Genomic DNA, 22,282 nt, shown 5'->3' on the forward strand with positions numbered 1-22,282 from the left:
AAGCCATTGATGGACCTTGTGCCGCCGTGGCGGGCCCGGCGCTCGATGCGAGGGGGAGCGGGTCCACCGTCGCTGTTGGCGCCGTGCGCCGCGCCAGATACAGTCCTGCTCCCGCTTCCCGCCAGGACCAGCCATGCTTTCCACGAACGCAGCGCAGATCGCCCGTACCATCGCCGCCGAAGTCAGCGCGAGGCCAGACCAGGTCGAGGCGGCCATCGCGCTGCTCGACGGCGGCGCCACGGTGCCTTTCGTGGCGCGGTACCGGAAGGAGGCGACCGGCGGGCTCGACGACGCCCAGCTTCGCAACCTCGAGGACAGGCTGAGCTACCTGCGCGAGCTGGAGGCGCGGCGGAAAACGGTTCTCGACAGCATCCGCGAGCAGGGCAAGCTGACCGAGTCGCTCGAGGCGCAGATCGGGGCGGCCGCGACCAAGGCCGTGCTCGAGGACCTCTACCTGCCCTACAAGCCGAAGCGGCGGACCAAGGCGGCGATCGCGCGCGAGAGGGGGCTGGAGCCTCTCGCGGAGGCGATCCTGGCCGACCGGCGCACGCCACCGGAAGTACACGCCGCAGGCTTCGTCTCGGCGGAGGTGCCGGACACGAAGGAGGCACTTTCCGGCGCTCGCGACATCCTGGCCGAGCGGCTGTCCGAGGACGCGACGCTGATCGGTCGGCTGCGGGAATTCATGCAGAAGGAGGCGTTCCTCAATGCACGCGTGCTTGAGGGGCAGGAGGAGAAGGGCGCCAAGTTCTCCGACTACTTCGCCCATGTCGAGAAATGGTCCGATGTGCCGAGCCACCGGGCGCTGGCCATGATGCGCGGCAGCGCCGAGGGCGTGCTGACCCTCGACATCGCGCCCGACCCCGAGGCCGGGCGCGAGCGTGCCGAGCGTATGGTCGCCGCCGCGCTCGAGATCGAGGGTGACGCGCCCGGCGACCGCTGGCTGCGCGACGTGGCGGGGTGGGTCTGGCGGGTGAAGCTCAGCCTCAGCATGATGCTCGACCTCATGGCCGAGCTCCGCCGCCGCGCGCAGGACGAGGCGATCCGCGTCTTCGCCCGCAATCTCAGCGACCTGCTGCTGGCAGCGCCGGCGGGGGCGCGGCCGACGATGGGCCTCGACCCCGGCATCCGCACCGGAGTAAAGGTCGCAGTCGTCGACGCGACAGGCAAGCTCCTCGACACCGCGACGGTCTACCCGTTCCAGCCAAAGAACGACGTTCGAGGCACGCAGGCAACCCTCGCTGCGCTGATCCGCAGGCATGGTGTCGAGCTCGTCGCGATCGGCAACGGCACCGGCAGCCGCGAGACGGAGAAGCTGGTGGTTGAGGTCCTGCGCGAGCTGCCGACGCCGAAGCCGACGAAGGTCATCGTCTCGGAGGCCGGCGCCTCGGTCTATTCCGCCTCAGAGCTCGCGGCGCGCGAGTTCCCGGAGCTCGACGTCTCGCTCCGCGGCGCGGTGTCGATCGCGCGGCGTCTGCAGGACCCGCTGGCCGAGCTCGTCAAGATCGAGCCCAAGGCGATCGGCGTCGGCCAGTACCAGCACGACGTTGATCAGCACCGGCTCGGGCAGGCGCTCGACGGCGTGGTCGAGGACGCGGTGAACGCGGTGGGCGTCGACCTCAACATGGCCTCGGCGCCGCTCCTCGCCCGCGTCTCGGGCGTCGGCCCCTCGCTCGCCGAGGCGGTCGTCGCGCTCCGCAACGAAAAGGGCGCGTTCCGCACCCGCAAGGACCTCCTGGCGGTACCGCGCCTTGGTCCCAAGGCGTTCGAGCAGTGCGCTGGCTTCCTGCGGATCGAGGGCGGCTCCGAGCCGCTCGATGCCTCGGCCGTCCACCCCGAGGCCTACGGACTCGCGCGGCGTATCGTGAAGGCCTGCGGCACCAACCTGAAGACGCTCATGGGGGACGAGGCGCGCCTGCGCGCGCTCGATCCCGCGGACTTCGTCGACGACAGGTTCGGCTTGCCGACGGTGCGAGACATCTTGTCGGAACTCGGCAAGCCCGGCCGCGACCCGCGGCCCCACTTCGTCACCGCGACCTTCGCCGAGGGCGTGAACGACATCCGGGACCTCAAGCCCGGCATGCAGCTCGAGGGGACGGTGACGAACGTCGCCGCCTTCGGCGCCTTCGTCGATATCGGCGTGCACCAGGACGGCCTCGTCCACATCTCGCAGCTCGCCGACCGCTTCGTGAAGGACCCGCACGAGGTGGTGAAGGCCGGCGACGTGGTAAAAGTCCGCGTCGTGGAGGTGGACGTGTCCCGCAAGCGCATCGGCCTGTCGATGCGGCGCGACGGCAGCGCGGCGAGCAACCCGGCACCAAAGAGGGAGACCGTTGGGAACCGCGGCGGCAAGGCTGAGCGGAACGCGCAGGACCCGAGACAGAAGAAGGGGGAGACGGGCTCCCTCGGAAGTGCATTGCTCGACGCCATGAAGCGCAAGTGACGCTGGCGGCTCTCGCCGTGTCACCCCGAAGCCTGCTTGCGATGCCACGAGCGCCGGGGCGTTGGATTCTTCGCGTGCCTCGGTCTTGCGCCTGCGCGGCATGCGTGGCGCGGGCGGGCTGCTCCGCCTCGCACGCAAGGTCCGGCTTCGGAGCATGGCGAACTTCGGTCGAACGATCCGCGACGCGCAGGCGGGCGAGGTGCATGCCGGACCTCGCACCCACCTGCCGCGGGTCCTGCGCGGCTTGCCAACAAGGTGCGACGGCCTTACTGCGCAACCTTCGCCTGGACCCCGCGCCCTGCGGGGTGGCTCTTCCGGCCGCCCATCCGCCGGACAACCAGTCGCAAGACGAGAAATCCGCCGCACCGGAGGCGGGCCGAAACGGGTCAGATGTTCTCATTCCACAACTACCGGGCGGAGTGGCTCGGCAATATCCGCGGAGACCTCCTCTCAGGACTCGTCGTCGCGCTCGCCCTCATTCCCGAGGCGATCGCGTTCTCCATCATCGCGGGCGTCGATCCCAAGGTCGGGCTCTACGCCTCGTTCTCGATCGCCGTCGTGACCGCGATCGCCGGCGGACGTCCGGGCATGATCTCGGCCGCCACGGCGGCGACTGCCGTGCTCATGGTGACGCTGGTGCGCGATCATGGGCTCGAGTACCTGCTCGCGACGACGGTGCTGGCGGGGCTCCTGCAGATTGCCGCCGGATTCCTGCGGCTCGGCGAGCTCATGCGCTTCGTTTCGCGCTCGGTGATGACGGGATTCGTCAACGCGCTCGCGATCCTGATCTTCATGGCTCAGATACCGGAGCTGGTCGGTGTGCCGTGGCTGACCTATCCCATGGTCGCGGCCGGGCTCGCCATCATCTACCTCTTCCCGCTGGTGACCCGCGCGGTGCCGTCGCCGCTCGTCACGATCGTCGTCCTGACGCTCGTGGCGGTCCTCTTCGGCTGGGACGTGCGGACGGTCGGCGACATGGGCGCGCTGCCCGACACGCTGCCGATGTTCCTGATCCCGGACGTGCCGCTGACGCTGGAGACGCTGGCGATCATCCTGCCCTACGCCTCGGCCGTGGCGGTCGTCGGCCTGCTCGAGAGCCTGATGACGCAGAACATCGTTGACGAGCTGACCGACACGCCGTCGAACCGCAACCAGGAGTGCGTGGGCCAGGGCCTCGCCAACACCGCCACGGGCTTCATCGGCGGGATGGCCGGCTGCGCCATGATCGGCCAGTCGATCATCAACGTGAAGTCGGGCGGGCGCGGGCGGCTCTCGTGCTTGGTCGCGGGCGTGGTCCTGCTGATCATGGTGGTGGCGCTCGACGACGTGGTGAGCGTTATCCCGATGGCGGCGCTCGTCGCGATCATGATCATGGTCTCGATCGGCACCTTCTCGTGGTCGTCGATCAAGTCGCTGCGGACGCACCCGAAGACCTCGTCGATCGTGATGCTCGCGACGGTGGCGACGGTGGTCTACACGCACAACCTCGCCATTGGGGTGCTGGTGGGGGTGCTCCTCTCCGGCGTGTTCTTCGCCGGCAAGATCGCGCAGCTCTTCCGCGTCACCTCGAGCCTCTCGGCCGACGGCCGGCACCGGACGTACTCCGTCGAGGGGCAGCTCTTCTTCGCCTCGACCGAGACGTTCATGCAGGCCTTCGACTTCCGCGAGGCGCCGGAGCGCGTCACGATCGACGTCAGCCGCGCGCACATCTGGGACATCTCATCAGTGCAGGCGCTCGACATGGCGGTGCTGAAGTTCCGTCGCGACGGGGCCGAGGTCGACATCGTCGGGATGAACGAGGCGTCGGAGACGATCGTCGACCGGCTGGGCGTGCACGACAAGCCCGGTGCGCTCGACAAGCTGATGGCGCACTGAGAGGATCCTGAGCATGACGGAACGCATCATCGCCCTCGTCGACGCCTCGATCTACGCGAGGAGCGTCTGCGACCATGCCGCCTGGGCCGCGGCGCGCACGGGGCTGGAGGTCGAGCTCCTGCACATCCTCGGCCGCCGCGAGGCGCCCGAGCGGCAGGACCTCTCCGGCGCGATCGCGCTCGGCGCCCGCAGCGCGCTCCTGCAGGAGCTGTCGGCGCTGGACGAGCAGCGCGCGCGCCTTGCGCAGACGCACGGCCGCGCGATCCTCGACGATGCTCGCGCCATACTCGAGTCGGCGGGTGTCACCGCCAGAGCCAGCCTCCGTCGCGGCGACATCGTCGAGACGGTGGCCGAACGCGAGCGCGAGGCGGCCTTTGTTCTCATCGGCAAGAGGGGCGAGGCGGCGGATTTCGCCAAAGGACACCTCGGCTCGAACCTGGAGCGGGTGATCCGGACGGCCAAGACGCCGATCTTCGTCGCCTCACGCGCATTTCGGCCGATCAAGCGGATGCTCATTGCCTATGACGGCGGTGCCAGTGCCATGCGCGCGGTCGATCACGTCTCCCGCTCGCCTCTCTATGTGGGGCTGAGCGTCACCGTCGTGACCGTGGGCACGCCTTCGGAACAGGCCAGGCGGGCGCTCGAGGATGCGCGCGCCATGCTCGCCGCTGCCGGGCTCGAGGCGGAGACGCGCGTCCTGTCTGGTCAGGCCGACGCCGCGCTGGGCGAGGTCGTGGAACAGGAGGGCTTCGACATGCTGGTCATGGGCGCCTACGGTCATAGCCGGATCCGCAGCCTGATCATCGGCTCGACCACGACCGAGATGATCCGCTCCTGCAAGGTGCCGATCGTCCTGGTGCGCTGAAGGGTCACGAGGCAGGGGACGGGCCGCTAGCGTCCGTCCAGCATCCACTCGCCGTCTGGAAAGAGGGCGTGAAAGGCGAAGGCGAACGGGATGTCGTGCGCCACGTCCTCGCCCGCCGCGTCGCGCACCACCACGTTGCCCACCTCGCGGCCGGCGGCGATGCGCGCGGTGTCGAGCGCCGAGGCCTGCCCCTCGCGCCAGCTGAGGACGAGCCCCGCCTCGCGGATCTCGCCCGCCTCGCGCAGGCGCGCGAGCGGCCAGGCGCGATGACCGACCCGGACCACGCGGGCGAGGGGCGGGACGCCGTGCGGCGGGTCCTCGCCAGCGTAGAGGAACGGCCGGCGCGCGCCGTCGTACCCGGCGTAGGGGTTCGTCCCGTAGGCGCGGCGCCAGTCAGGCTCGTCCATCACCAACCCGTCGGGATGCGCCTCGCGGAACGCCTGCCAGCTCTCCATCCGCGCCGGCAGCTGCGTCAGCCGTCGGCCGGTGTAGGCGCCGACAATGCCTTCGCCGACGGCCTGCTGCCACCAACTCTCCGTTCGCCGGTCATACATGATCATGTCCGAGTGGCGGAGCTTGCCGGAGACTCCAAAGGCGTGGGGCCGTCCATCGATACGCGCGTCGAACACCATCCCGCTGTTGCAGAGCGGGCAGAAGGTGACAGCGATCGGCAGGCCCGCGACCTCGTCGTTCACGATCTCGTGCCACATCAGGTATCGGATCGGGTAGGCGCGGGCGGGCGCGCCGGCACGGTCGTAGCTGAGCACCGGCTCGCGCGGGTCCAGCCGCGTCTCTGCGGCGGCCGGCAAAAGCCGCGGTGCGTGGATCGCGGGAATACCGTCCTTGGGTGGACCGCCGGACATGATCTCGTCGAAGTCCACAGCGCTGCGCGTGAAGTCGGTATTCGGCCATTCGCGCCGCCACTGCAACGGATCGGCCAGAGCGGCGCCGGCGAAAAGCACCAGCGCCGCGAATTGGCAGATGATGCTCGCCGATAGCCAAATCGTCCGTGGCGCGCGGGTGCTCGGCTGCCCCGCGTCAGATCGTGCATCGGCGTGGCGGGCGGTCATTCGTCACTCCAGATCGGCGTCCGTGGTATAGAGGTAGTCGTCTCCGCCCGCGGCCGCATGGCAGGGGATGCATCCCGCATCGCCGCCCTTGCCCACGAGCCCGGCGAGCGGCACGCCGGACGGGTTCGGCTCGAGCGAGCCGTCGGGGAGGTATTTGGCGTAGAACCAGTTGCCGGTCTCATCGTCGTAGCCTTCCGCCCGCTGGAACATGATGGTGACCGCGGCGAGGTGAGCCATCCGGTCCGAGATGACCTCGTCGGCGGTGACGCCCGCCGGACCGTAGTTGCGCTTGATCACCAGCGCGCCATCGTGCCCGTCGATCGTCGCCCGCGTATAGAAGGTTTCCAGCATCAGGCCGTGCGGCTCGACCCCCTCGTAAGGAAGCGCCTGCACTGCGCCGTCACCGGCGAGCCCCGTCTCGACCATTGCCTGCCAGAGTTGTGCCGCGTAATCGACGTCCGCTTCGGTCCCGAAGTTCTGTGCAGTGGCGGCGGTCGACGCCAGCGCCAGTCCCGCGATCAGTGTCGTCGTGCGTGTCATCCTTCTCTCCCTTTCGACCCGCTGCCGGATAGGCCCGGCGTGAAAGTCTTCGCTCGCGAGCGCCTTCCGGTTACGGGATTGTTCCTTTCGGTAGGGATCCGGGGCGGGCAGGCTCGGAACATCCGCAATCGTGCGAGGACGACGGTCTTCATGCCAAGCCAAGGGTCGCATCCGAGCGAGGCGCTGCTGGCCGAGGATGCGCGGCTGGCCGGGCTGCTGCGGCGTGGCCGCGATGGGGACCGCGTTGCCTACCATGCCTTTCTGACGGACCTGAGCGTCCGCTTGCGCAGGCAGATGTGCGCGAGCGCACGCGGGCTCGGCGGTGCCGACGTGGAGGATCTGGTGCAGGAGATCCTGCTGTCGGTCCACGCCTCCCGCGTGACATGGGATGCTTCGCGACCGGTGCTGCCATGGATCGCGGCGATCGCGCGCTACCGGCTGGCAGACGCCCTCCGCCGCCGCGGCCGCGCCGGCCGCCTCTTCGACGAGATGGCGCTGCTCTTGGAAACCTTCGACATGTCAGCGGCGAACAGCACGTCGGAGGAGCTGGTCAACAGCATGTCGATGATCCGCGCAATGGACGAGTTGTCGGCGACGGAGCGTCGGGCGTTCACGCTGGTTCGCCTGCGCGGCCATTCGTCCGCCGAGGCCGCGCGGCTCAGCGGGTCGACAGTTGCCGCCGTCAAGGTCGCGGTGCACCGCGCCGCCCGCAAGTTGCAGGCGCTCGTCGCGCAAGGTCGCCTCTGATGCAAACGCAGGAGCTGATTGACCGCCTTGCCCGCGAGGCCGGCCAAGTGCGTCCGCTGTCCCCGCCCTGGCTGCGCACCGCGCGATGGATCGCCCTAGCTGCGACGTTCGTGGCTGTGATCGTGTTGGCGATGTCGCCGCGTCCCGACCTGGCCGAGGAGTTGCGCACCGCGCGCTTCTGGATCGAGCAGGTGTCGGCTACGGCGACGGCAGTGCTCGCGGCGAACGCGGCGCTCGCGCTCAGCGTGCCCGGCACCGCCCGGCGGGTCGCCCTCGCGCCGTTGCTGCCGGCTGCCGTCTGGCTCGCATCGCAAGGTGTGGGGTGCATCGCCGCCCTCGCCGGTCGGTCGGAGATAAGCCTCTCGAGCGAGCCGGAGTGCCTGGCGCTCGTCGCCCTGACCGGGTCGCTGCCGGCGCTCGCCCTCGTAGTGATGCTGCGGCGTGGCTTGCCGGTCCGCCCGCGGCTGAGCTTGGCCCTCGCCGCCCTGGCGGCTTCGGCGATTGGCGCGGTCGGGCTGCGCGTCTTCCACAGTCAGGACGCAGCGATGATGGTGCTGGTCTGGCAGACGGGTTCGGTCGCGGTCCTGACGTTCTCCGGCTGGCTCCTCGGCCGGACGATCTTGCACACCTCCACGCCGATCTGACGCACCGCGCGGGTCGCTCACTTGCATGCATCATCTGGCTGCGCCGGAGGTGAGCGACGAGAGCCGGGCCAGAGCCTCCTGCGCCAGCACGCGGGTCAGATCCGCCGCCGTCAGCTCGCGGCGGAGCGCGACGCCCTGACCCGACCAGAGGGACATGAAGTCGGCGGAACCGCTGGGCGCAGCGCTACGCAGCGGCGCGAGCGCACCGCCTGCCAGCGGGAATGCCGGCGCCAGCGGCGAGAGCGGGCCGACCTCGCGGACTGTCCTGTTGACGATGCTGCGAGCCGGGCGGCCGGTGAACACGTTGGTCAGGACCGTGTCGTCCGCATGCGCCGAGCGCAGTGCCTCCCGATGCGGATCGGCCACCGTCGACTCGGGGCAGAAGAGATAGGCTGTGCCGACCTGCACGGCGGCGGCGCCCAGCGCGAGGGCGGCGGCGATGCCACGGCCGTCGGCGATGCCGCCAGCGGCGATGACCGGCACCTTCACCGCATCGACGACTTGCGGGACGAGGGCCATCGTGCCCACCTGCCGGTCGACGGCCTCGGCAAGAAACATGCCGCGGTGTCCGCCCGCCTCTGCGCCTTGCGCGATGATCGCGTCGCACCCGGCGTCCTCAAGCCATCTCGCCTCGCGCACCGTGGTCGCGGAGGATACGATGCGGGCGCGCGTCGCCCGGACGCGATTGAGCAGCCGCCGCTCTGGCAGGCCGAAGTGGAAGCTCACGATCTCCGGCCGGAGCTCCTCGACGAGGCCGCAGAACTCATCGTCGAAGGGGGCGCGGCTGGAGGCGGGGACCGGCGCGTCGGGGTCGAGGCCCAGTTCGACGTAGTAGCGCGAGAGCTCGTGCCGCCATGCCGCCTCGCGCTCGACATCCGGCTGCGGCGGGCGATGGCAGAAAAAGTTGACGTTGACCGGGCGCCGCGTGCCGGCGCGGATGGCGCCCAGCTCCGCGCGCAGCTGGTCCGGCGTGAGCAGCGCGCACGGCAGCGAGCCGAGGCCGCCGGCCTCCGCCACCGCGATCGCCATCGCTGAACCGTTGGCACCGGCCATCGGCGCCTGGACGATGGGGAACTCGATGTCGAAGAGCTCCTGTATCCGCGTGTCGGGCCACATGGCGCCTTCCCCCGAGACAGCCTGCGGGCATTCTGATCCGCTGTAGGACGCGCGTCAAAGCCTCGCTGAGCCGAAACCTGGTGCCGCCGAGCGGTCGGAATGGCTATGCTGCCGTTTGGCGTTCAGGTGCGGAGGCAGGGCGATGAACGGGATTGAGAGTAGGCGCCGGACCGCGAGCCGTTGGAGGATCCTGCGCTGGAGCATCGGGGCATCGCTCGTGCTGCTCCCGCTGCTGGCGATGAACATGACCGATCAGGTGAACTGGGGACCCGAGGACTTCGTGTTCGCCGGCATCCTCGTGGCCGTCATCTGCGGCGCCTACGACGTCGCCGTGTGGGCGACGGAGGATCCGGCATACAGAGGTGCCGTCGGTGTCGCGTTGGGCGCGGGATTCCTCCTTGTCTGGCTGAACGCCGCTGTGGGAATCGTCGGCAGCGAGGACAATCCGGTCAATCTGCTCTACGGCGGCGTGGTGGCTGTAGCCGTCCTGGGAGCCTTGCTCGCGCGCTGCCGGGCGGGCGGCATGGCACGCGCAATGCTTGCCACCGCGCTTGCCCAGATGCTGGTCACCCTGATCGCGCTGAGGCCCGGCGCCGCGCCCGCCGAGGCGGTGGAGATCCTGTCGCTGAACGGAATGTTCGTGATCCTGTGGCTTGCGGCAGCGTGGCTCTTTCGCAGGGTGCGGGAGCGGCGACGCCGCGGCCTGCCTTCATGAGGCCGCCGCTGACGCCGTCGACGCCGGGGCCTTTGCCGTCCGACCGCCTGCCTGCCGGCTGACAAACTCGACCGCGCAGCCGGCGGCTTCGGCCGGGCCGACAGCCACGCCGCGCGCGGTGTCGCTGACCGAGAAGCCGGCCGCCTCCAGCAGCGAGCGCGTGCGCGCGAGGTCCTCAACGGCCACCTGCATCGCCGCGAAGGCACGGGCCGGAGTGACGCTCATGTCGAAGTCGGGAAAGCGCGCGGCGATGTCGCCGGAGGTCATGACCGACAGCGTTGCCGAGCGCTCGCCGGTGACGACTTCGACGCCAGCCTCGCCCTCGCGCGCCTTGCCGGCGGCGAAGAGGCGCGCGAAAGCCTCGCCCTTTGCAGCGGGGTCGTCCGTGACGGCGACGATGCCGGTCAGCGCCACCGCGCCGTTCGGATGCGCCATCAGCTCGGGAATCCACACCGTGTCGCGGGTCAGGTGCTGGCACATGAAGCAGGTGCCGAGAGGCACCTCGCTCTCCCGGAACTCGAGCGTGCGGAAGCTGGCCTCGCCCTCGCCACCACCGGGCAGGGGGACCGGCCTCGAGAAGGCGCCAACTGTCCCGGTCGCGATGCCGAGGGCATCGAGGGCGGCCTTGGCCGCGTCGGCATCGTCGATGCGGCAGGCGACCGCGTGCAGCCCTTCGCCGTCACGGTCCAGCGTCGCCCGTCGAGCGGCGTTGCCCTCCGTCTCGGCGACCAGACCCAAGAGCTCGATGTAGTCGTCTGCGAACATCATCGTGTGGTTGGCGCTGCCCTTGTGCGCGCTGTGCAGGCCGCGCGGCGAGACATTGAACCCCATGCGCGCATAGGCGTCGTGCGCGGCGTCCAGGTCGTGGACGAGCAGGAAGACGTGGTCGATGCCCTTCACGGGATGGGTCATGCCGTAGGCTCCATATGGCGGCGGAGCGTCCGTTGACGATCCATCCACCGGTTGATGCCTTGGGCGCCGCGTGGGATCAAGGCAGGCATGCGCCCGATCGACTGGCGCTCGACGCGCTGCTTGTGCGAGCGTAGTGGCTGTCGCAGGTTCGTAACACCGACGGAGGGAAGTCAAGATGAAGCTGACAAGGCTCGGAGCGATGCTGGCCGGCGCGCTGGCGGCGGCCGGCGGCCCGGCTCTGGCGCAGGACGAGGAGCCGAGGCGCGGCGGGACTGCCATCGTGCACATGGTCTCTGAGCAGCGCATCCTGAACCCGGCGCTGCGCGCGTCGACCGGCGTCTACGAGATCTCGGGCAAGATCGTCGAGCCGCTCGTCGACAAGAGTTACGACGGATACGAGCCAGTGCTCGCCACCGACTGGTCGTCGTCCGAGGACGGGCTCGAGATCACGTTCAACCTTCGCGAGGGCGTGCGCTGGCACGACGGCGAGGATTTCACCTGCGAGGACGTCGCCTACAGCGCGATGAACCTCTGGAAGGAACTGCTGAACTACTCGACGACGCTGCAGCAGTACCTCGAGGCGGTGGATTGCCCCGACCCGTACACGGCGGTCTTCAGGTACTCCCAGCCGATGCCGCTGGAGCTGATGCTGGCGGCGATGCCCGACCTCGGCCACCCGGTGCCGGCGCACATTTTCGAGGGCACCGACCCGCTGCAGAACGAGTACAACACGGCGCCGATCGGCACCGGACCGTTCAAGTTCGTCGAGTACCAGCGCGGGCAGTACGTGATCGCCGAGCGCAACGACGACTACTGGCGCGGCGAGGAGTATCCCTACCTCGACCGGATCGTCTGGCGCTTCATCGCCGACCGTTCGGCGGCGGCCGCGGCGCTCGAGGCGGGCGAGATTCACGAGTCGGGCTTCATCGGCGTCTCGATGGCGGACGTCGAGCGGCTGTCGGAGGATCCGCGCTTCGACGTCGGGACCGAGGGCTACGAGAACAACGTCGCGCACTCGACGATCGAGTTCAATCACCGCAACGAGGCGCTGGCCGATCTGCGGGTGCGCCAGGCCATCTACCACGGGCTCGACATCCCCTACGCGATCGACACGATCATGCGCGGCTACGCCAGGCCGGGCCGCGGCCCGATCCCGTCGACGGGTGGCGAGAACTACACCGACGACGTTCCGACCTATCCCTATGATCCCGAGCGAGCCAAGGCGCTGCTGGACGAGGCGGGCTACGCCCCCGACGAGAACGGCATTCGCCTGCGCCTGAGGCACCGTCCGGCGCCGTGGGGCGAGTACACGCAGCTCTGGGCGGAGTACTTCGCGCAGGCGATGGCCGAGATTGGGGTCGAGGTAACGCTGGTGCAAAATGATGCACCGGGCTTCCTGAACGGGGTCTACCGCGACCACGACTTCGACACCGCGAACGGCTGGCACCAGTTCCGTGCCGACCCCGCGGTCTCGACGATGGTCTGGCTGCGCTCGGGTGCGCCGGTCGGCACGCCCTGGACCAATCAATTCGGCTGGCAATCGGACGAGATGGACCAGATGATCGACGCCGCTGCGAGCGAGCTCGACAGCGAGGTGCGGTCCGAGATGTACCATGACATCCAGCGCATGGCGATGGAGGAGCTGCCGGTCATCTTCGCCATCGAACACCCGTTCATCTCGGTGACGTCGAAGAAGCTGCGCAACCACCACAACACGCCGCGGTGGAATTCGTCGAGCTGGTACGACCTCTGGCTCGAAGAGTGACGCGGCGGGGGCGGCGGACCTTCCGCCGCCTCCCACGGGAGTAGTCGATGCCGTTTCTGATCTATGCGCTGAGGCGGGCGCTGCAGGCCGTGCCGGTGATCCTGATGATCATGGTCGGCGCGTTCCTGCTGCTCAAGCTCGCGCCCGGCGACACGGTCGACGCGCTTGTGGGCGACATGGGCGGGGCGGACGCGCAGTTCATCGCGCGGCTCCGGGCAGAGTACGGACTCGACCAGCCGGTCTGGGTGCAGCTCTGGCGTTACCTCGCCAAGATGGCGCAGTTCGACTTCGGCTGGTCCTACGTCTACGAGCAGCCGGTGTCGGTCGTCCTGCTCGACCGGCTGGGCGTGACGCTGATGCTGATGTGCGCGTCGCTCTTCTTCGCTTTTACTATTGGGGTCGCGCTCGGCGCCATCGCCGCGCGGCGCGCCTATTCGGTCACCGACAATGTCATCTCGACGCTCGGCCTCGTCTTCTACGCGACGCCGAGCTTCTTTCTGTCGCTGATGATGATCGTTGTCTTTTCGGTGAAGCTCGGCTGGCTGCCGGTGGGCGGCATCCGCACGATCGCGGCGTTCTACACGGGCTGGGACCACGTGCTCGACGTCGCCCGGCATCTCGTGATGCCGACCGCGGCGCTGTCGCTGATCTACCTCGCCTTCTACCTCCGGCTGATGCGGGCGAGCGTGCTGGAGGTGGCCGAGCTCGACTTCGTGCGGACGGCGCGGGCCAAGGGCGCGGGCGAGGGACGGCTGATGTTCCACCACATCATGCGCAATGCGCTCCTGCCCGTCGTCACGCTGCTGGGGCTGCAGTTCTCGACGCTGCTCGGCGGGTCGGTGGTGGTCGAGACGATCTTCTCTCTGCCGGGACTCGGGCAGCTTGCTTATCAGTCTGTCATCCAGCGCGACATGAACACGCTCATGGGCATCATCTTCCTCAGCTCGGTCGTGGTGATCGTGGTGAACTTCCTCACCGACCTGCTCTACGCGCGGCTCGACAGCCGGATCGAGCTGTCATGAGCCTCGCCGATCCCACCGACCTGCCACCGGAGGAGCGGCGCTGGCGTGTCTTCTGGCGCCGCTACCGGCGCAACCGGGCGGCGGTGCTGGGGCTGATCCTGCTCGGCGCCGTGGTCCTGCTCGCCCTCCTCGCCGGCATCTACGAGCCCGTCGACCCGCTGCGCCGCGCCGGCGAGCCGCTGACCTGGCCGTTCCAGACGTGGCAGACGCCGCTTGGCACGGATCAGCTCGGCCGGGACATCCTGGCCGGCATCCTGCACGGCGCGCGCATCTCACTGCTGATCGGCGTCGTCGCGACGGTGATCTCGATCGCGATCGGCGTCGTGATCGGCGCCCTCGCGGGCTATTTCGGCGGCTGGGTCGACGACGTTCTGATGCGCATCACCGAAGCATTCCAGACCGTCCCGAGCTTCGTGCTGCTGCTGGCGCTGGTCGCAATCCTCGGCTCGTCGATCGAGAACATCGTTCTGGCGATCGGGATCGTCTCGTGGACCGCCCCCGCGCGCCTCGCCCGCGCCGAGTTCATGTCGCTGAGAAAGCGCGAGTTCATTGACGCGGTGCGCAACCTGGGCGTCGGCGACGCCGCGATCATCTTTCGCGAGATCCTGCCCAATGCGCTGCCGCCGGTCGTCGTCTACGCCTCGGTCATCATGGCGCTCGCCATCCTGCTCGAGAGTGCTCTGGCCTTCCTCGGGCTCGGCGACCCAAACTATGCGAGCTGGGGCAACATGATCGGGCAGGGGCGGGCGGTCTTGCGGACGGCATGGTACGTCTGCGCGATCCCCGGCATCGCCATCGTCCTGACGGTGCTGTCCTTCTCGCTCCTCGGCGAGGGGCTGAACGAGGTGCTGAACCCGAGGCAGAAGAAATGACGGCCGAAACACCCGTGCTCCAGATCGAGGACCTGCGTGTCGCCCTGCCCGAGGGCTCGGACAGGCCGCTGGCGCTCGACAGGCTGTCGCTCGAGGTGAAGCGGGGCGAGATCGTCTGCCTCGTGGGCGAGAGCGGGTCGGGCAAGAGCCTCGCCGCCGGAGCCGTCATGCGCCTGCTGCCGGAGCCTGCGGTGCGGATGACGGGCGGTCGCATCCTGCTTGAGGGACAGGATCTTGCGGGCCTGCCGGAGCGCGAGATGAGGCGGCTGCGCGGCAACCGCATGGCGATGGTCTTCCAGGAGCCGATGACGGCGCTGAACCCGCAGAAGACCGTCGGCTGGCAGATCGACGAGGTGCTGAAGCTTCACACCGACCTCGGCCGCAAGGCGCGGGCGGAGCGGACGCTGAGGATGCTGGAGCAGGTGCACATCCCCGACCCGCGCTCGGCGATCCATGCCTATCCACACCAGGTCTCCGGCGGCCAGCGCCAGCGCGTGATGATCGCGATGGCGCTGGCGATGGACCCGCGTCTGATCATCGCCGACGAGCCGACGACCGCCCTCGACGTCACGACGCAGCTCCAGATCCTGCGCCTCATCCGCGAGCTGCAGGAGGGGCACGGGTCGGGCGTGCTCTTCATCACGCACGACTTCGGCGTGGTGGCCGAGATAGCGGACCGCGTCGCCGTCCTGCGCCGGGGCGAGCTGGTGGAGCAGGGCACGGCGGACGAGGTCCTGAACCGGCCGCGCCACCCCTATACCCGCGCTCTGATCGCGGCGGTGCCCGGCCTGACGCCGCCTGCACCGCGCAGCTTCGCGGACGCGCCGGTGGTGCTGCGGGCCGATCGGATGCTCAAGACCTTCAAGGCACGCGGCGGCCTCCTGAGCGGCCGGCGCGAGGCGGTGGCGGCGGTCGACGACGTGTCGTTCGACCTGCGCCGCGGCGAGACGCTGGGCATCGTCGGCGAGAGCGGGTCGGGCAAAACCACCGTCTCGCGCTGCGTGACGCGCCTGCTCGACGCCGACGGCGGCCGGGTCGAGCTCGACGGGCGCGACATCCTGAACGCCTCCGGCCGAGAGCTCCGCGCCATGCGCTCCAAGATCCAGATGGTGTTCCAGGACCCGATGGCATCGCTCAATCCGCGCAAGCGCGTCGTCGACCTGATTGCGCAGGGGCCGATCGTGCACGGCACGCCACCGCGCGAGGCGCGCGACCAGGCGCGGGAACTCCTGCGCCTGGTGGAGCTCTCGCCCGCGGCCGCCGAGCGCTATCCGCACGAATTCTCGGGCGGGCAGAGGCAGCGGATCGGCATCGCGCGCGCGCTGGCACTCGAGCCCAAGGTGATCGTGGCGGACGAGCCGGTCTCGGCGCTCGACGTCAGCGTGCAGGCGCAGGTGTTGCGGCTCCTGGCCGACCTGCGGGAGCGGCTGGATCTGTCGCTGCTCTTCGTCACCCACGACCTGCGGGTCGCGGCGCAGCTCTGCGACCGGGTGGCGGTCATGGAAAAGGGCAGGGTGGTAGAGATGGGTGTGACAGCAGACGTCTTTGCCGAGCCGCAGCACGAGTACACGCGCAAGCTCCTCTCTTCGATCCCGGGGCGAGACTGGACCCCGCCCGACGTCCGGGACAACGCGGCATGAGCGGAATTCACCTGACCCTCGATGACGTGCGCGCCGCCGTGATCGGCGAAGGGGCCGCGATGCCGGGACCGTTCGGCGCGAGGCCGCTCGTCTATGCCGACTACGTCGCGTCGGGCCGGTCGCTCACCTTCATCGAGGATGCGATCCGGCACCACGTCCTGCCGACCTACGGCAACACCCACACCGAGACGTCCTACACCGGCCGGCGCACGACGCGCCTGCGCGAGAGCGCGCGGGCGACGGTCCGGCGGGCGCTTGGCGCCGACGCGGGGCACGCGGTGATCTTCGCCGGCTCTGGCGCCACGGCTGCGGCCGACAAGCTGGTGCGCGCCCTGGGTCTGCGCGCGGACGAGCCGCCAAGGGCGACTGTCTTCGTCGGCCCCTACGAGCATCACTCGAACGACCTTCCGTGGCGCGAGGCGCGGGCCGAGCTGGTTCGCATCCCGCTGGATTCCAATGGCGCGATCTGCCTCGATACGCTCGAGCAGGAACTGGCCTCGCGGGCCGACGTGCCGCTCAAGATCGGCACGTTCTCGGCGGCGTCGAACGTGACGGGGATCCGGACCGATCTCGCGGCGCTGGCCCGGTTGCTGCACCGCCACGGCGCCTGGTTCGTCTGCGACTTCGCTGCCGGCGGCCCCTACATCCCGGTCCGCATGGGCGAGAGCGCAGCCGGCGCCGGTGACCGCATAGACGCCGCTTTCCTGTCGCCGCACAAGTTTCCCGGTGGGCCTGGCGCCTCGGGCGTGCTGGTCGCGGACCGGCGTATGCTGGAGGGGCCGGTGCCGACGGTGCCGGGCGGCGGCTCGGTTTCCTACGTCACCGCGTCGCGCCGGACCTACATCGCCGACCATGAGCGGCGCGAAGAGGCGGGCACTCCCGGTATCGTCGAGAACATCCGCGCAGGCATGGTGCTGGAGCTGAAGTCACGGATCGGCGACGCGGTCATCGCCGAGGCCGAGCAGGCGCTGACCGCGCGGCTCGAGGCGCGGCTGCGCGCGACTCCCGGTGTCGAGCTTCTCGGGCCGGCGGGCGTGGAGCGGCTCGGCATCTTCTCCTTCAACGTGCGGGCGGGGGCACGGCTCTTGCACCACAACCTCGTCGTGGCGCTGCTCAACGATCTCTTCGGCGTGCAGACGCGCGGCGGCTGCTCCTGCGCCGGTCCCTATGGCCACGCGCTCCTAGAGATCGACGACGCAATCGCGGAGGCGCACGAGCGGGCGGTCGCGCGTGGCCTCTCGGCCTTTCGGCCCGGCTGGGCCCGGCTCGGGGTCAACTACTTCTTCGCTGAAGAGACGGTGGACTACATCGCTGACGCCGTGGCGTTCGTGGCGCGGAGAGGGTCGGATCTGCTGCGCATGTACCACCTCGACGCCGCTGCAGGCGTCTGGCGGGCCGGCGCGACCGACGAAGCACCGCGTTCGCTGGCCGAGCTCTGGAGTGCGCCGGCAGAGGAGCCTGCGCCGCCCGGCTTCGCCGCCTGCCTCGCCCAGGCGGAGCGGATCGCGGACGAGGCCGCGGTGCTCGATCCGCCGCCGGCCACCGCCCTGGATGCCGAAGCCGAGAGCCTGCGTTGGTTCTGGATGCCGCATGAGGCGCCGCTCATCCGCGAGGCCGCGGAATGAGCGCAGCGTTCCCGCCCTCGCTCTGGGCCGAGGTGGCCGTCCCGCGCGCGCCTGCGTCGCCGCTGCGTGGCGAAGTGGAGGCCGAGGTGGTCGTGGTCGGCGCAGGTTTCACCGGCCTGTCGGCGGCGCTGCACCTGGCGCGGCGAGGCGTGGCGCCGATCGTGGTCGAGGCTCACGCGGTGGGCTGGGGCGCTTCGGGGCGCAACAACGGGCAGGTGATCCCGACGCTGACCGCCGCCGAGCCCGATGCCATGGCCCTCCGTTGGGGCGAGGCCGGAGAACGCTTCGCACGCCTCGTCGGCGGCAGCGCCGCCTATCTCTTCGACACCGTCCGGGAGGAGGGGATCGAGGCCGAGGCCGAGGCCGAAGCCGAGCAGACCGGCTGGTTCCAGCCAGCCCACTCGCCCGGGCGCATCCGCATCAGCGAAGGGCGCGTGGCGGCCTGGCAGCGACTCGGCTTCCCCGCGGAACTGCTCGACCGCGCGGCGTGCGAGGCGATGCTCGGCACTGACTTCTGGTTCGGCGGGATGTTCAACCCGACTGGCGGCCATGTGAACCCGCTGGGCCTCGCCCGCGGGCTCGCGACGGCGGCCGAGCGCCGCGGCGCCACGATCCACGAGGGCAGTCCCGTCACCGCCTGGACGCGCGAGGGCGAGGGCTGGCGGGTGCGGACGGCGCAAGGTTCGGTCAGGGCACGCGCGCTGATCCTCGCAACGAATGCGTACACCGATCTGGTGGAGCGGACGCTCGCCTCCCGCATCTCGCGCCAGGTGGTGCCGGTGCTGTCGTGGCAGATGGCGACGACGCCGCTCGGCGACAATCTGCGGGCCAAGGTCCTGCCGGGGCGGCAGGCGGTGTCCGATACCAGCGGCGACCTGCGCTTCTTCCGCTACGACGCGCGCAACCGGATGATCACCGGGGGCGCGGTGATCGGCGGCTGGCGAGCGGCGGAGCGGGTGCGCAACAAGGCCGCCCGGCGGTTGGCCGAGGCGTTCCCCGATATGGGGGTGCCGGAGATGAGCCATGTCTGGAGCGGCTATATCGGCATGACGTGGGACCGTTTCCCGTGCATCCACAGGCTCGGGCCGGACGGCTGGACCTGGACGGGCTGCAACGGGCGCGGCGTCGCGCTGTCGGTGTCGCTGGGCCGCGAGATTGCGGCGGCCGTGACCGGCACGGCCGAGCGCGATCTGGCGCTGCCGCTGTCGGATCCGGCGCCACTGCCGTTCCCGCAGGTGGCGCGCCGCGTGGCGCCGGCTTACCTCGCCTGGCTGCGCCGGAAGGACCGGATCGAGATCGCGAACGACTGAGGAGAGTCCCATGGACGACATGCCCATACTGGAGCGGCGGCGGATCGAGGCGCAGATCCTCGGTCAGGTCTACGACACGCTCCGCGAGCGCTCGGGCGAGAAGGAGGCGCAGGCGGTCATCGGCGAGGCCGTCTCGAACGCTGCAGTCGCCCATGGCCGCGAGCTGGCCGAGAGGCTGGGCCGCCCGCCAACGCTCAAGGATTTCCACGAGATCATGCCCGCCTGGACCAAGGGCGACGCGCTGGAGATAGAAGTCATCGCCGCCGACGAGGAGAAGCTCGACTTCAACGTCACGCGCTGCCGCTACGCCGAGATGTACCGCCAGATGGGCCTCAGCGACATCGGCCACCTCCTGTCTTGCAACCGCGATGGCGACTTCTGCGTCGGCTACAATCCTGACATGAAGCTTACGCGGACGCAGACCATTATGCGTGGCGCGTCCCACTGTGACTTCCGCTATCGCATGGAGCCGCAGGAGGACTGACCGGGGTTTTCGCTTCAGGCTCCGGTGACCCGCCGCGTCAGATTTCAGATGTCGAACCGGACACCCTGTGCCAGCGGAAGGTGCGTCGAGTAGTTCACCGTGCTCGTCTGGCGGCGCATGTAGCCCTTCCAGGCGTCCGATCCGCTCTCGCGTCCGCCTCCGGTCTCCTTCTCGCCGCCGAACGCGCCGCCGATCTCGGCGCCCGAGGGGCCGATGTTGACATTGGCGATCCCGCAATCCGAGCCGGTGGCGGAGAGGAATGTTTCCGCCTCGCGCAGGTCGAGCGTGAAGATGCAGGAGGAGAGGCCCTGCGGCACGCCATTCTGGAGCGCGATGGCCTCCTCGAGCGTCTCGTAGCCCATGACGTAGAGGATTGGCGCGAAGGTCTCCGTCCGAACCGTCTCGGTCTGGTCCGGCATCTCTACGATGGCGGGCTCGACATAGGCGCCTCCCGGCGGCACGCCGGAGGTCACCGGAGCCCCGCCGTGAACCTTGCCGCCTTCGGCTCGCGCCTGCTCCAGCGCCTGCTGCATCCGGTCGCGCGCCGCGTGGTCGATGAGCGGTCCGACCAGCGTCGCCGCCTCGCGCGGGTCGCCGACCGGCAGGCTGCCGTAGGCGGACACTAGCCTCTGCACCAGCTCGTCCCTGACCGAGCGGTGCACGATCAGGCGCCGCAGGGACGTGCAGCGTTGACCGGCGGTGCCGACGGCCGCGAACACCGTGGCGCGGACAGCCATGTCCATGTCCGCCGACGGCGCGACGATCATCGCGTTGTTGCCGCCGAGCTCGAGGATCGGCCGGCCGAAGCGCGCCAGGACCTTGGGTCCGACGACGCGGCCCATGCGGGTCGAGCCGGTGGCCGACAGGATGGGGACGCCAGACGACGCCACCAGAGCCTCTCCGACCTCGGGCCCGCCGACGACAAGTTGCACGAGGCCGTCGGGAGTTTTTCCGAACCGCCGCAGGGCCCGGCCGAGGATCTTCATGCAGGCCATCGCCGCCAGCGGCGTCTTCTCCGACGGCTTCCAGATCACCGGGTTGCCGCAGACGAGAGCGATGGCAGCGTTCCACGACCAGACGGCGACCGGAAAGTTGAAGGCGGTGATCACGCCGCACGGGCCTAGCGGATGCCACGTCTCGGTCATCCTGTGACCCGGCCGCTCGGAGGCGATCGAGCGTCCATAGAGCTGCCGCGAGAGCCCGACGGCGAAGTCGCAGATGTCGATCATCTCCTGCACCTCGCCCTCGCCCTCCGACACGATCTTGCCGGCCTCGAGCGTGACGATGGCCCCCAGCTCCGCCTTTGCCGCCCGGAGCTCCTCGCCGAGCAGTCGGACGAGTTCGCCCCGGCGGGGGGCAGGGACCTGCCGCCACGCGTGAAACGCGACCTTGGCCCGGTCGATGACGTCCGCCATGTCGGCTGAACTCGCCTGCACCACGCGGGCAACCTCGGCGCCGTCGATGGGCGAGCGGACCGCATGGGTGCCTTCACTGAGCTCCGCCTGCTCAAATCCCGCCGCCGTCAGCGCCGCGGTATGACGCGCCGTGCTCGCCTGCTGATCCATCCTGCCATACTTTCTCCCGCGCCGCACACGCGGGGATCCCGATCCGCCTGGGCGGCAACGACCCGATGGTAGTCTCGTCCGGTCCACCTTTGGAAGCGCACCGTCGGCGACCCTGGAGGAGCGCGCCAGAACGACATCAACTGCTTGCGTCTGCCTCGCGCAATGTGCTTTTTTGGAATGGTTCCATTTCGCGGGAATGAAGTGAGCCGGCCATGTCCGCCGTCGTCATCGTCACGCACGGTCAGCCGTCAGCGCCCGGAGGGCCGGAAGCGGTGCTCGCCGAGCTGGCCGCCGAGGTTGCCGGTCACCTGCCCGGCGTGCGCGTCGGAAGCGCGACGCTTGCTGGTGACGGCACGCTCGGCCGCGCCCTTGTGATGCTCGGACCGGGCCTAGTCAGCGTCTACCCGCTCTTCATGGCCGACGGATGGTTCGTGAGCACGCTGCTGCCAAGACGCATCGCGAAGGTCTGGGACGGGCGGGCCAACATCCTGCCGCCCTTCGGCCTCGACCCCGCGGTCTCCGGTCTGTCGCTCGCAGCCGCAGTTGAGGGGGCGCGGGAGGCGGGGCTTAAGCCGTCGCGGACGCACCTCCTTCTCGCCGCACATGGCTCGCCGTCGGATCCACGGCCCTCTGCCGCGGCTCGCCGCGTCGCCGCCCGTATTGAGGCTGCCGGAGCTTTCCGGCGCGTGAGCTGCGGCTTCGTCGACGAGAGCCCGTTCCTCGCCGAGGCGGGGCGGCTCGACGGGCCGGCTATCTGTCTGCCGTTCTTCGCGGCGGCCAACGGTCACGTCAATGAGGACTTGCCGGAGGCGCTCCGGGTCGCAGACTTTCCGGGGCCGATCCTGGCGCCCGTCGGGACGCGGCCCGAGGTGCCGGCCTTGATCGCGGCGGCGGTCCGCCGCCGAGGCGAGTGCGCCGCATGAGTGACGAGCAGAAACGCGGATGTGGCGAAGGCAGGCCGATCCACCTCCATGCCGCAGTAGGAGCCCGACGATGAACTATCCTGCGATGATCGACGCGGCGCTTCAGCGTCTGCATGACGAGGGGCGGTATCGGACGTTCATCGACATCG

General features: G+C 69.7%; 19 protein-coding genes and 1 other annotated feature. Of the genes, 14 read left to right on the forward strand and 5 right to left on the reverse strand.

Annotation, left to right across the window (positions count from 1 at the left end):
- Positions 1-133: 133 nt before the first annotated feature.
- The 3 genes from JM664_RS15920 (at position 134) to JM664_RS15930 (ending at position 5,183) form a co-directional block, all read left to right on the forward strand.
- A complete protein-coding gene (locus tag JM664_RS15920) occupies positions 134-2,443 on the forward strand; it encodes a Tex family protein (RefSeq protein ID WP_227420924.1) in 2,310 nt (769 codons plus the stop codon).
- Between the two features lie 283 nt (positions 2,444-2,726).
- Positions 2,727-2,782: a sequence feature (sul1 is cis-regulatory element that is thought to sense ions involved in sulfur or methionine metabolism; They are found in Alphaproteobacteria), on the forward strand.
- 51 nt (positions 2,783-2,833) lie between these two features.
- On the forward strand, positions 2,834-4,318 hold the full coding sequence (locus JM664_RS15925; RefSeq protein WP_227420925.1) for a SulP family inorganic anion transporter: 1,485 nt from the start codon (positions 2,834-2,836) through the stop codon (positions 4,316-4,318).
- Between the two features lie 13 nt (positions 4,319-4,331).
- Entirely contained in the window at positions 4,332-5,183 is an 852-nt protein-coding gene (locus JM664_RS15930; RefSeq protein ID WP_227420926.1) for a universal stress protein, read from the forward strand.
- A gap of 26 nt (positions 5,184-5,209) precedes the next feature.
- Here the strand turns inward: JM664_RS15930 and JM664_RS15935 are convergent, their stop codons facing one another.
- The gene (locus JM664_RS15935; RefSeq protein ID WP_227420927.1) at positions 5,210-6,253 is read right to left on the reverse strand and encodes a DUF3179 domain-containing protein; all 1,044 of its coding nucleotides are present in this window, start codon (positions 6,251-6,253) and stop codon (positions 5,210-5,212) included.
- 3 nt (positions 6,254-6,256) lie between these two features.
- Positions 6,257-6,793, reverse strand: coding sequence for a cytochrome P460 family protein (locus JM664_RS15940; RefSeq protein WP_227420928.1), 537 nt, complete (start codon positions 6,791-6,793; stop codon positions 6,257-6,259).
- Positions 6,794-6,943: 150 nt separating this feature from the next.
- Between JM664_RS15940 and JM664_RS15945 the strand changes: the two genes are divergently transcribed.
- Together JM664_RS15945 and JM664_RS15950 are read left to right on the forward strand one after the other, a co-directional pair.
- A complete protein-coding gene (locus JM664_RS15945) occupies positions 6,944-7,540 on the forward strand; it encodes a sigma-70 family RNA polymerase sigma factor (protein WP_227420929.1) in 597 nt (198 codons plus the stop codon).
- Positions 7,540-8,184 carry an NrsF family protein gene (locus tag JM664_RS15950; RefSeq protein ID WP_227420930.1) on the forward strand — a complete coding sequence of 215 codons (645 nt, stop codon included), beginning with the start codon at positions 7,540-7,542 and terminating at the stop codon, positions 8,182-8,184. Before JM664_RS15945 ends, JM664_RS15950 begins: the two co-directional genes overlap by 1 nt.
- Before the next feature lie 30 nt (positions 8,185-8,214).
- Here JM664_RS15950 and JM664_RS15955 read toward each other — a convergent pair whose 3' ends face one another.
- Entirely contained in the window at positions 8,215-9,300 is a 1,086-nt protein-coding gene (locus tag JM664_RS15955) for an NAD(P)H-dependent flavin oxidoreductase (RefSeq protein WP_227420931.1), read from the reverse strand.
- 217 nt (positions 9,301-9,517) lie between these two features.
- Between JM664_RS15955 and JM664_RS15960 the strand changes: the two genes are divergently transcribed.
- A complete protein-coding gene (locus JM664_RS15960) occupies positions 9,518-10,015 on the forward strand; it encodes a hypothetical protein (protein ID WP_227420932.1) in 498 nt (165 codons plus the stop codon).
- Here JM664_RS15960 and JM664_RS15965 read toward each other — a convergent pair.
- Positions 10,010-10,927 (reverse strand): VOC family protein, encoded by a 918-nt coding sequence (locus JM664_RS15965; RefSeq protein WP_227420933.1) that lies wholly within the window; start codon positions 10,925-10,927, stop codon positions 10,010-10,012. The genes JM664_RS15960 and JM664_RS15965 overlap by 6 nt on opposite strands.
- 175 nt (positions 10,928-11,102) lie before the next feature.
- Here JM664_RS15965 and JM664_RS15970 point away from each other — a divergent pair, with 175 nt between their 5' ends.
- The 7 genes from JM664_RS15970 to JM664_RS16000 are packed head-to-tail and all read left to right on the forward strand — an operon-like array spanning position 11,103 to position 19,645.
- Positions 11,103-12,692 carry an ABC transporter substrate-binding protein gene (locus JM664_RS15970; RefSeq protein WP_227420934.1) on the forward strand — a complete coding sequence of 530 codons (1,590 nt, stop codon included), beginning with the start codon at positions 11,103-11,105 and terminating at the stop codon, positions 12,690-12,692.
- A 47-nt stretch (positions 12,693-12,739) separates the two neighbouring features.
- A complete protein-coding gene (locus JM664_RS15975; protein WP_227420935.1) occupies positions 12,740-13,714 on the forward strand; it encodes an ABC transporter permease in 975 nt (324 codons plus the stop codon).
- The gene (locus JM664_RS15980; RefSeq protein ID WP_227420936.1) at positions 13,711-14,586 is read left to right on the forward strand and encodes an ABC transporter permease; all 876 of its coding nucleotides are present in this window, start codon (positions 13,711-13,713) and stop codon (positions 14,584-14,586) included. Before JM664_RS15975 ends, JM664_RS15980 begins: the two co-directional genes overlap by 4 nt.
- Positions 14,583-16,226 (forward strand): ABC transporter ATP-binding protein, encoded by a 1,644-nt coding sequence (locus tag JM664_RS15985; RefSeq protein ID WP_227420937.1) that lies wholly within the window; start codon positions 14,583-14,585, stop codon positions 16,224-16,226. The genes JM664_RS15980 and JM664_RS15985 overlap by 4 nt, the downstream gene beginning before the upstream one ends.
- Entirely contained in the window at positions 16,223-17,851 is a 1,629-nt protein-coding gene (locus tag JM664_RS15990) for an aminotransferase class V-fold PLP-dependent enzyme (protein ID WP_227420938.1), read from the forward strand. The genes JM664_RS15985 and JM664_RS15990 overlap by 4 nt, the downstream gene beginning before the upstream one ends.
- Complete coding sequence (locus JM664_RS15995; protein ID WP_227420939.1) at positions 17,848-19,161, forward strand: NAD(P)/FAD-dependent oxidoreductase; 1,314 nt, start codon at positions 17,848-17,850, stop codon at positions 19,159-19,161. The genes JM664_RS15990 and JM664_RS15995 overlap by 4 nt, the downstream gene beginning before the upstream one ends.
- Positions 19,162-19,171: 10 nt before the next feature.
- A complete protein-coding gene (locus tag JM664_RS16000; protein WP_227420940.1) occupies positions 19,172-19,645 on the forward strand; it encodes an L-2-amino-thiazoline-4-carboxylic acid hydrolase in 474 nt (157 codons plus the stop codon).
- Between the two features lie 44 nt (positions 19,646-19,689).
- Here the strand turns inward: JM664_RS16000 and amaB are convergent, their stop codons facing one another.
- Positions 19,690-21,210, reverse strand: a complete 1,521-nt coding sequence (gene amaB / locus JM664_RS16005; RefSeq protein WP_227420941.1) for an L-piperidine-6-carboxylate dehydrogenase — start codon at positions 21,208-21,210, stop codon at positions 19,690-19,692.
- 212 nt (positions 21,211-21,422) lie between these two features.
- On the opposite strand from amaB, the gene JM664_RS16010 reads away from it, so the two are divergent.
- Positions 21,423-22,133, forward strand: a complete 711-nt coding sequence (locus JM664_RS16010; protein WP_227420942.1) for a CbiX/SirB N-terminal domain-containing protein — start codon at positions 21,423-21,425, stop codon at positions 22,131-22,133.
- Positions 22,134-22,282: the final 149 nt, after the last annotated feature.

The organism is Roseitranquillus sediminis (assembly GCF_016918935.1).
In the GTDB taxonomy this organism is placed as follows: Bacteria; Pseudomonadota; Alphaproteobacteria; order Rhodobacterales; family Rhodobacteraceae; genus Roseitranquillus; species Roseitranquillus sediminis.

Excerpts from the sequence above, each read along its gene's own strand:
- JM664_RS15920 (WP_227420924.1), top strand. The coding sequence starts at position 134 with ATGCTTTCCACGAACGCAGCGCAGATCGCCCGTACCATCGCCGCCGAA.
- JM664_RS15925 (WP_227420925.1), top strand. The coding sequence starts at position 2,834 with ATGTTCTCATTCCACAACTACCGGGCGGAGTGGCTCGGCAATATCCGC.
- JM664_RS15930 (WP_227420926.1), top strand. The coding sequence starts at position 4,332 with ATGACGGAACGCATCATCGCCCTCGTCGACGCCTCGATCTACGCGAGG.
- JM664_RS15935 (WP_227420927.1), bottom strand. The coding sequence starts at position 6,253 with ATGACCGCCCGCCACGCCGATGCACGATCTGACGCGGGGCAGCCGAGC.
- JM664_RS15940 (WP_227420928.1), bottom strand. The coding sequence starts at position 6,793 with ATGACACGCACGACGACACTGATCGCGGGACTGGCGCTGGCGTCGACC.
- JM664_RS15945 (WP_227420929.1), top strand. The coding sequence starts at position 6,944 with ATGCCAAGCCAAGGGTCGCATCCGAGCGAGGCGCTGCTGGCCGAGGAT.
- JM664_RS15950 (WP_227420930.1), top strand. The coding sequence starts at position 7,540 with ATGCAAACGCAGGAGCTGATTGACCGCCTTGCCCGCGAGGCCGGCCAA.
- JM664_RS15955 (WP_227420931.1), bottom strand. The coding sequence starts at position 9,300 with ATGTGGCCCGACACGCGGATACAGGAGCTCTTCGACATCGAGTTCCCC.
- JM664_RS15965 (WP_227420933.1), bottom strand. The coding sequence starts at position 10,927 with ATGACCCATCCCGTGAAGGGCATCGACCACGTCTTCCTGCTCGTCCAC.
- JM664_RS15970 (WP_227420934.1), top strand. The coding sequence starts at position 11,103 with ATGAAGCTGACAAGGCTCGGAGCGATGCTGGCCGGCGCGCTGGCGGCG.
- JM664_RS15975 (WP_227420935.1), top strand. The coding sequence starts at position 12,740 with ATGCCGTTTCTGATCTATGCGCTGAGGCGGGCGCTGCAGGCCGTGCCG.
- JM664_RS15980 (WP_227420936.1), top strand. The coding sequence starts at position 13,711 with ATGAGCCTCGCCGATCCCACCGACCTGCCACCGGAGGAGCGGCGCTGG.
- JM664_RS15985 (WP_227420937.1), top strand. The coding sequence starts at position 14,583 with ATGACGGCCGAAACACCCGTGCTCCAGATCGAGGACCTGCGTGTCGCC.
- JM664_RS15990 (WP_227420938.1), top strand. The coding sequence starts at position 16,223 with ATGAGCGGAATTCACCTGACCCTCGATGACGTGCGCGCCGCCGTGATC.
- JM664_RS15995 (WP_227420939.1), top strand. The coding sequence starts at position 17,848 with ATGAGCGCAGCGTTCCCGCCCTCGCTCTGGGCCGAGGTGGCCGTCCCG.
- JM664_RS16000 (WP_227420940.1), top strand. The coding sequence starts at position 19,172 with ATGGACGACATGCCCATACTGGAGCGGCGGCGGATCGAGGCGCAGATC.
- amaB (WP_227420941.1), bottom strand. The coding sequence starts at position 21,210 with ATGGATCAGCAGGCGAGCACGGCGCGTCATACCGCGGCGCTGACGGCG.
- JM664_RS16010 (WP_227420942.1), top strand. The coding sequence starts at position 21,423 with ATGTCCGCCGTCGTCATCGTCACGCACGGTCAGCCGTCAGCGCCCGGA.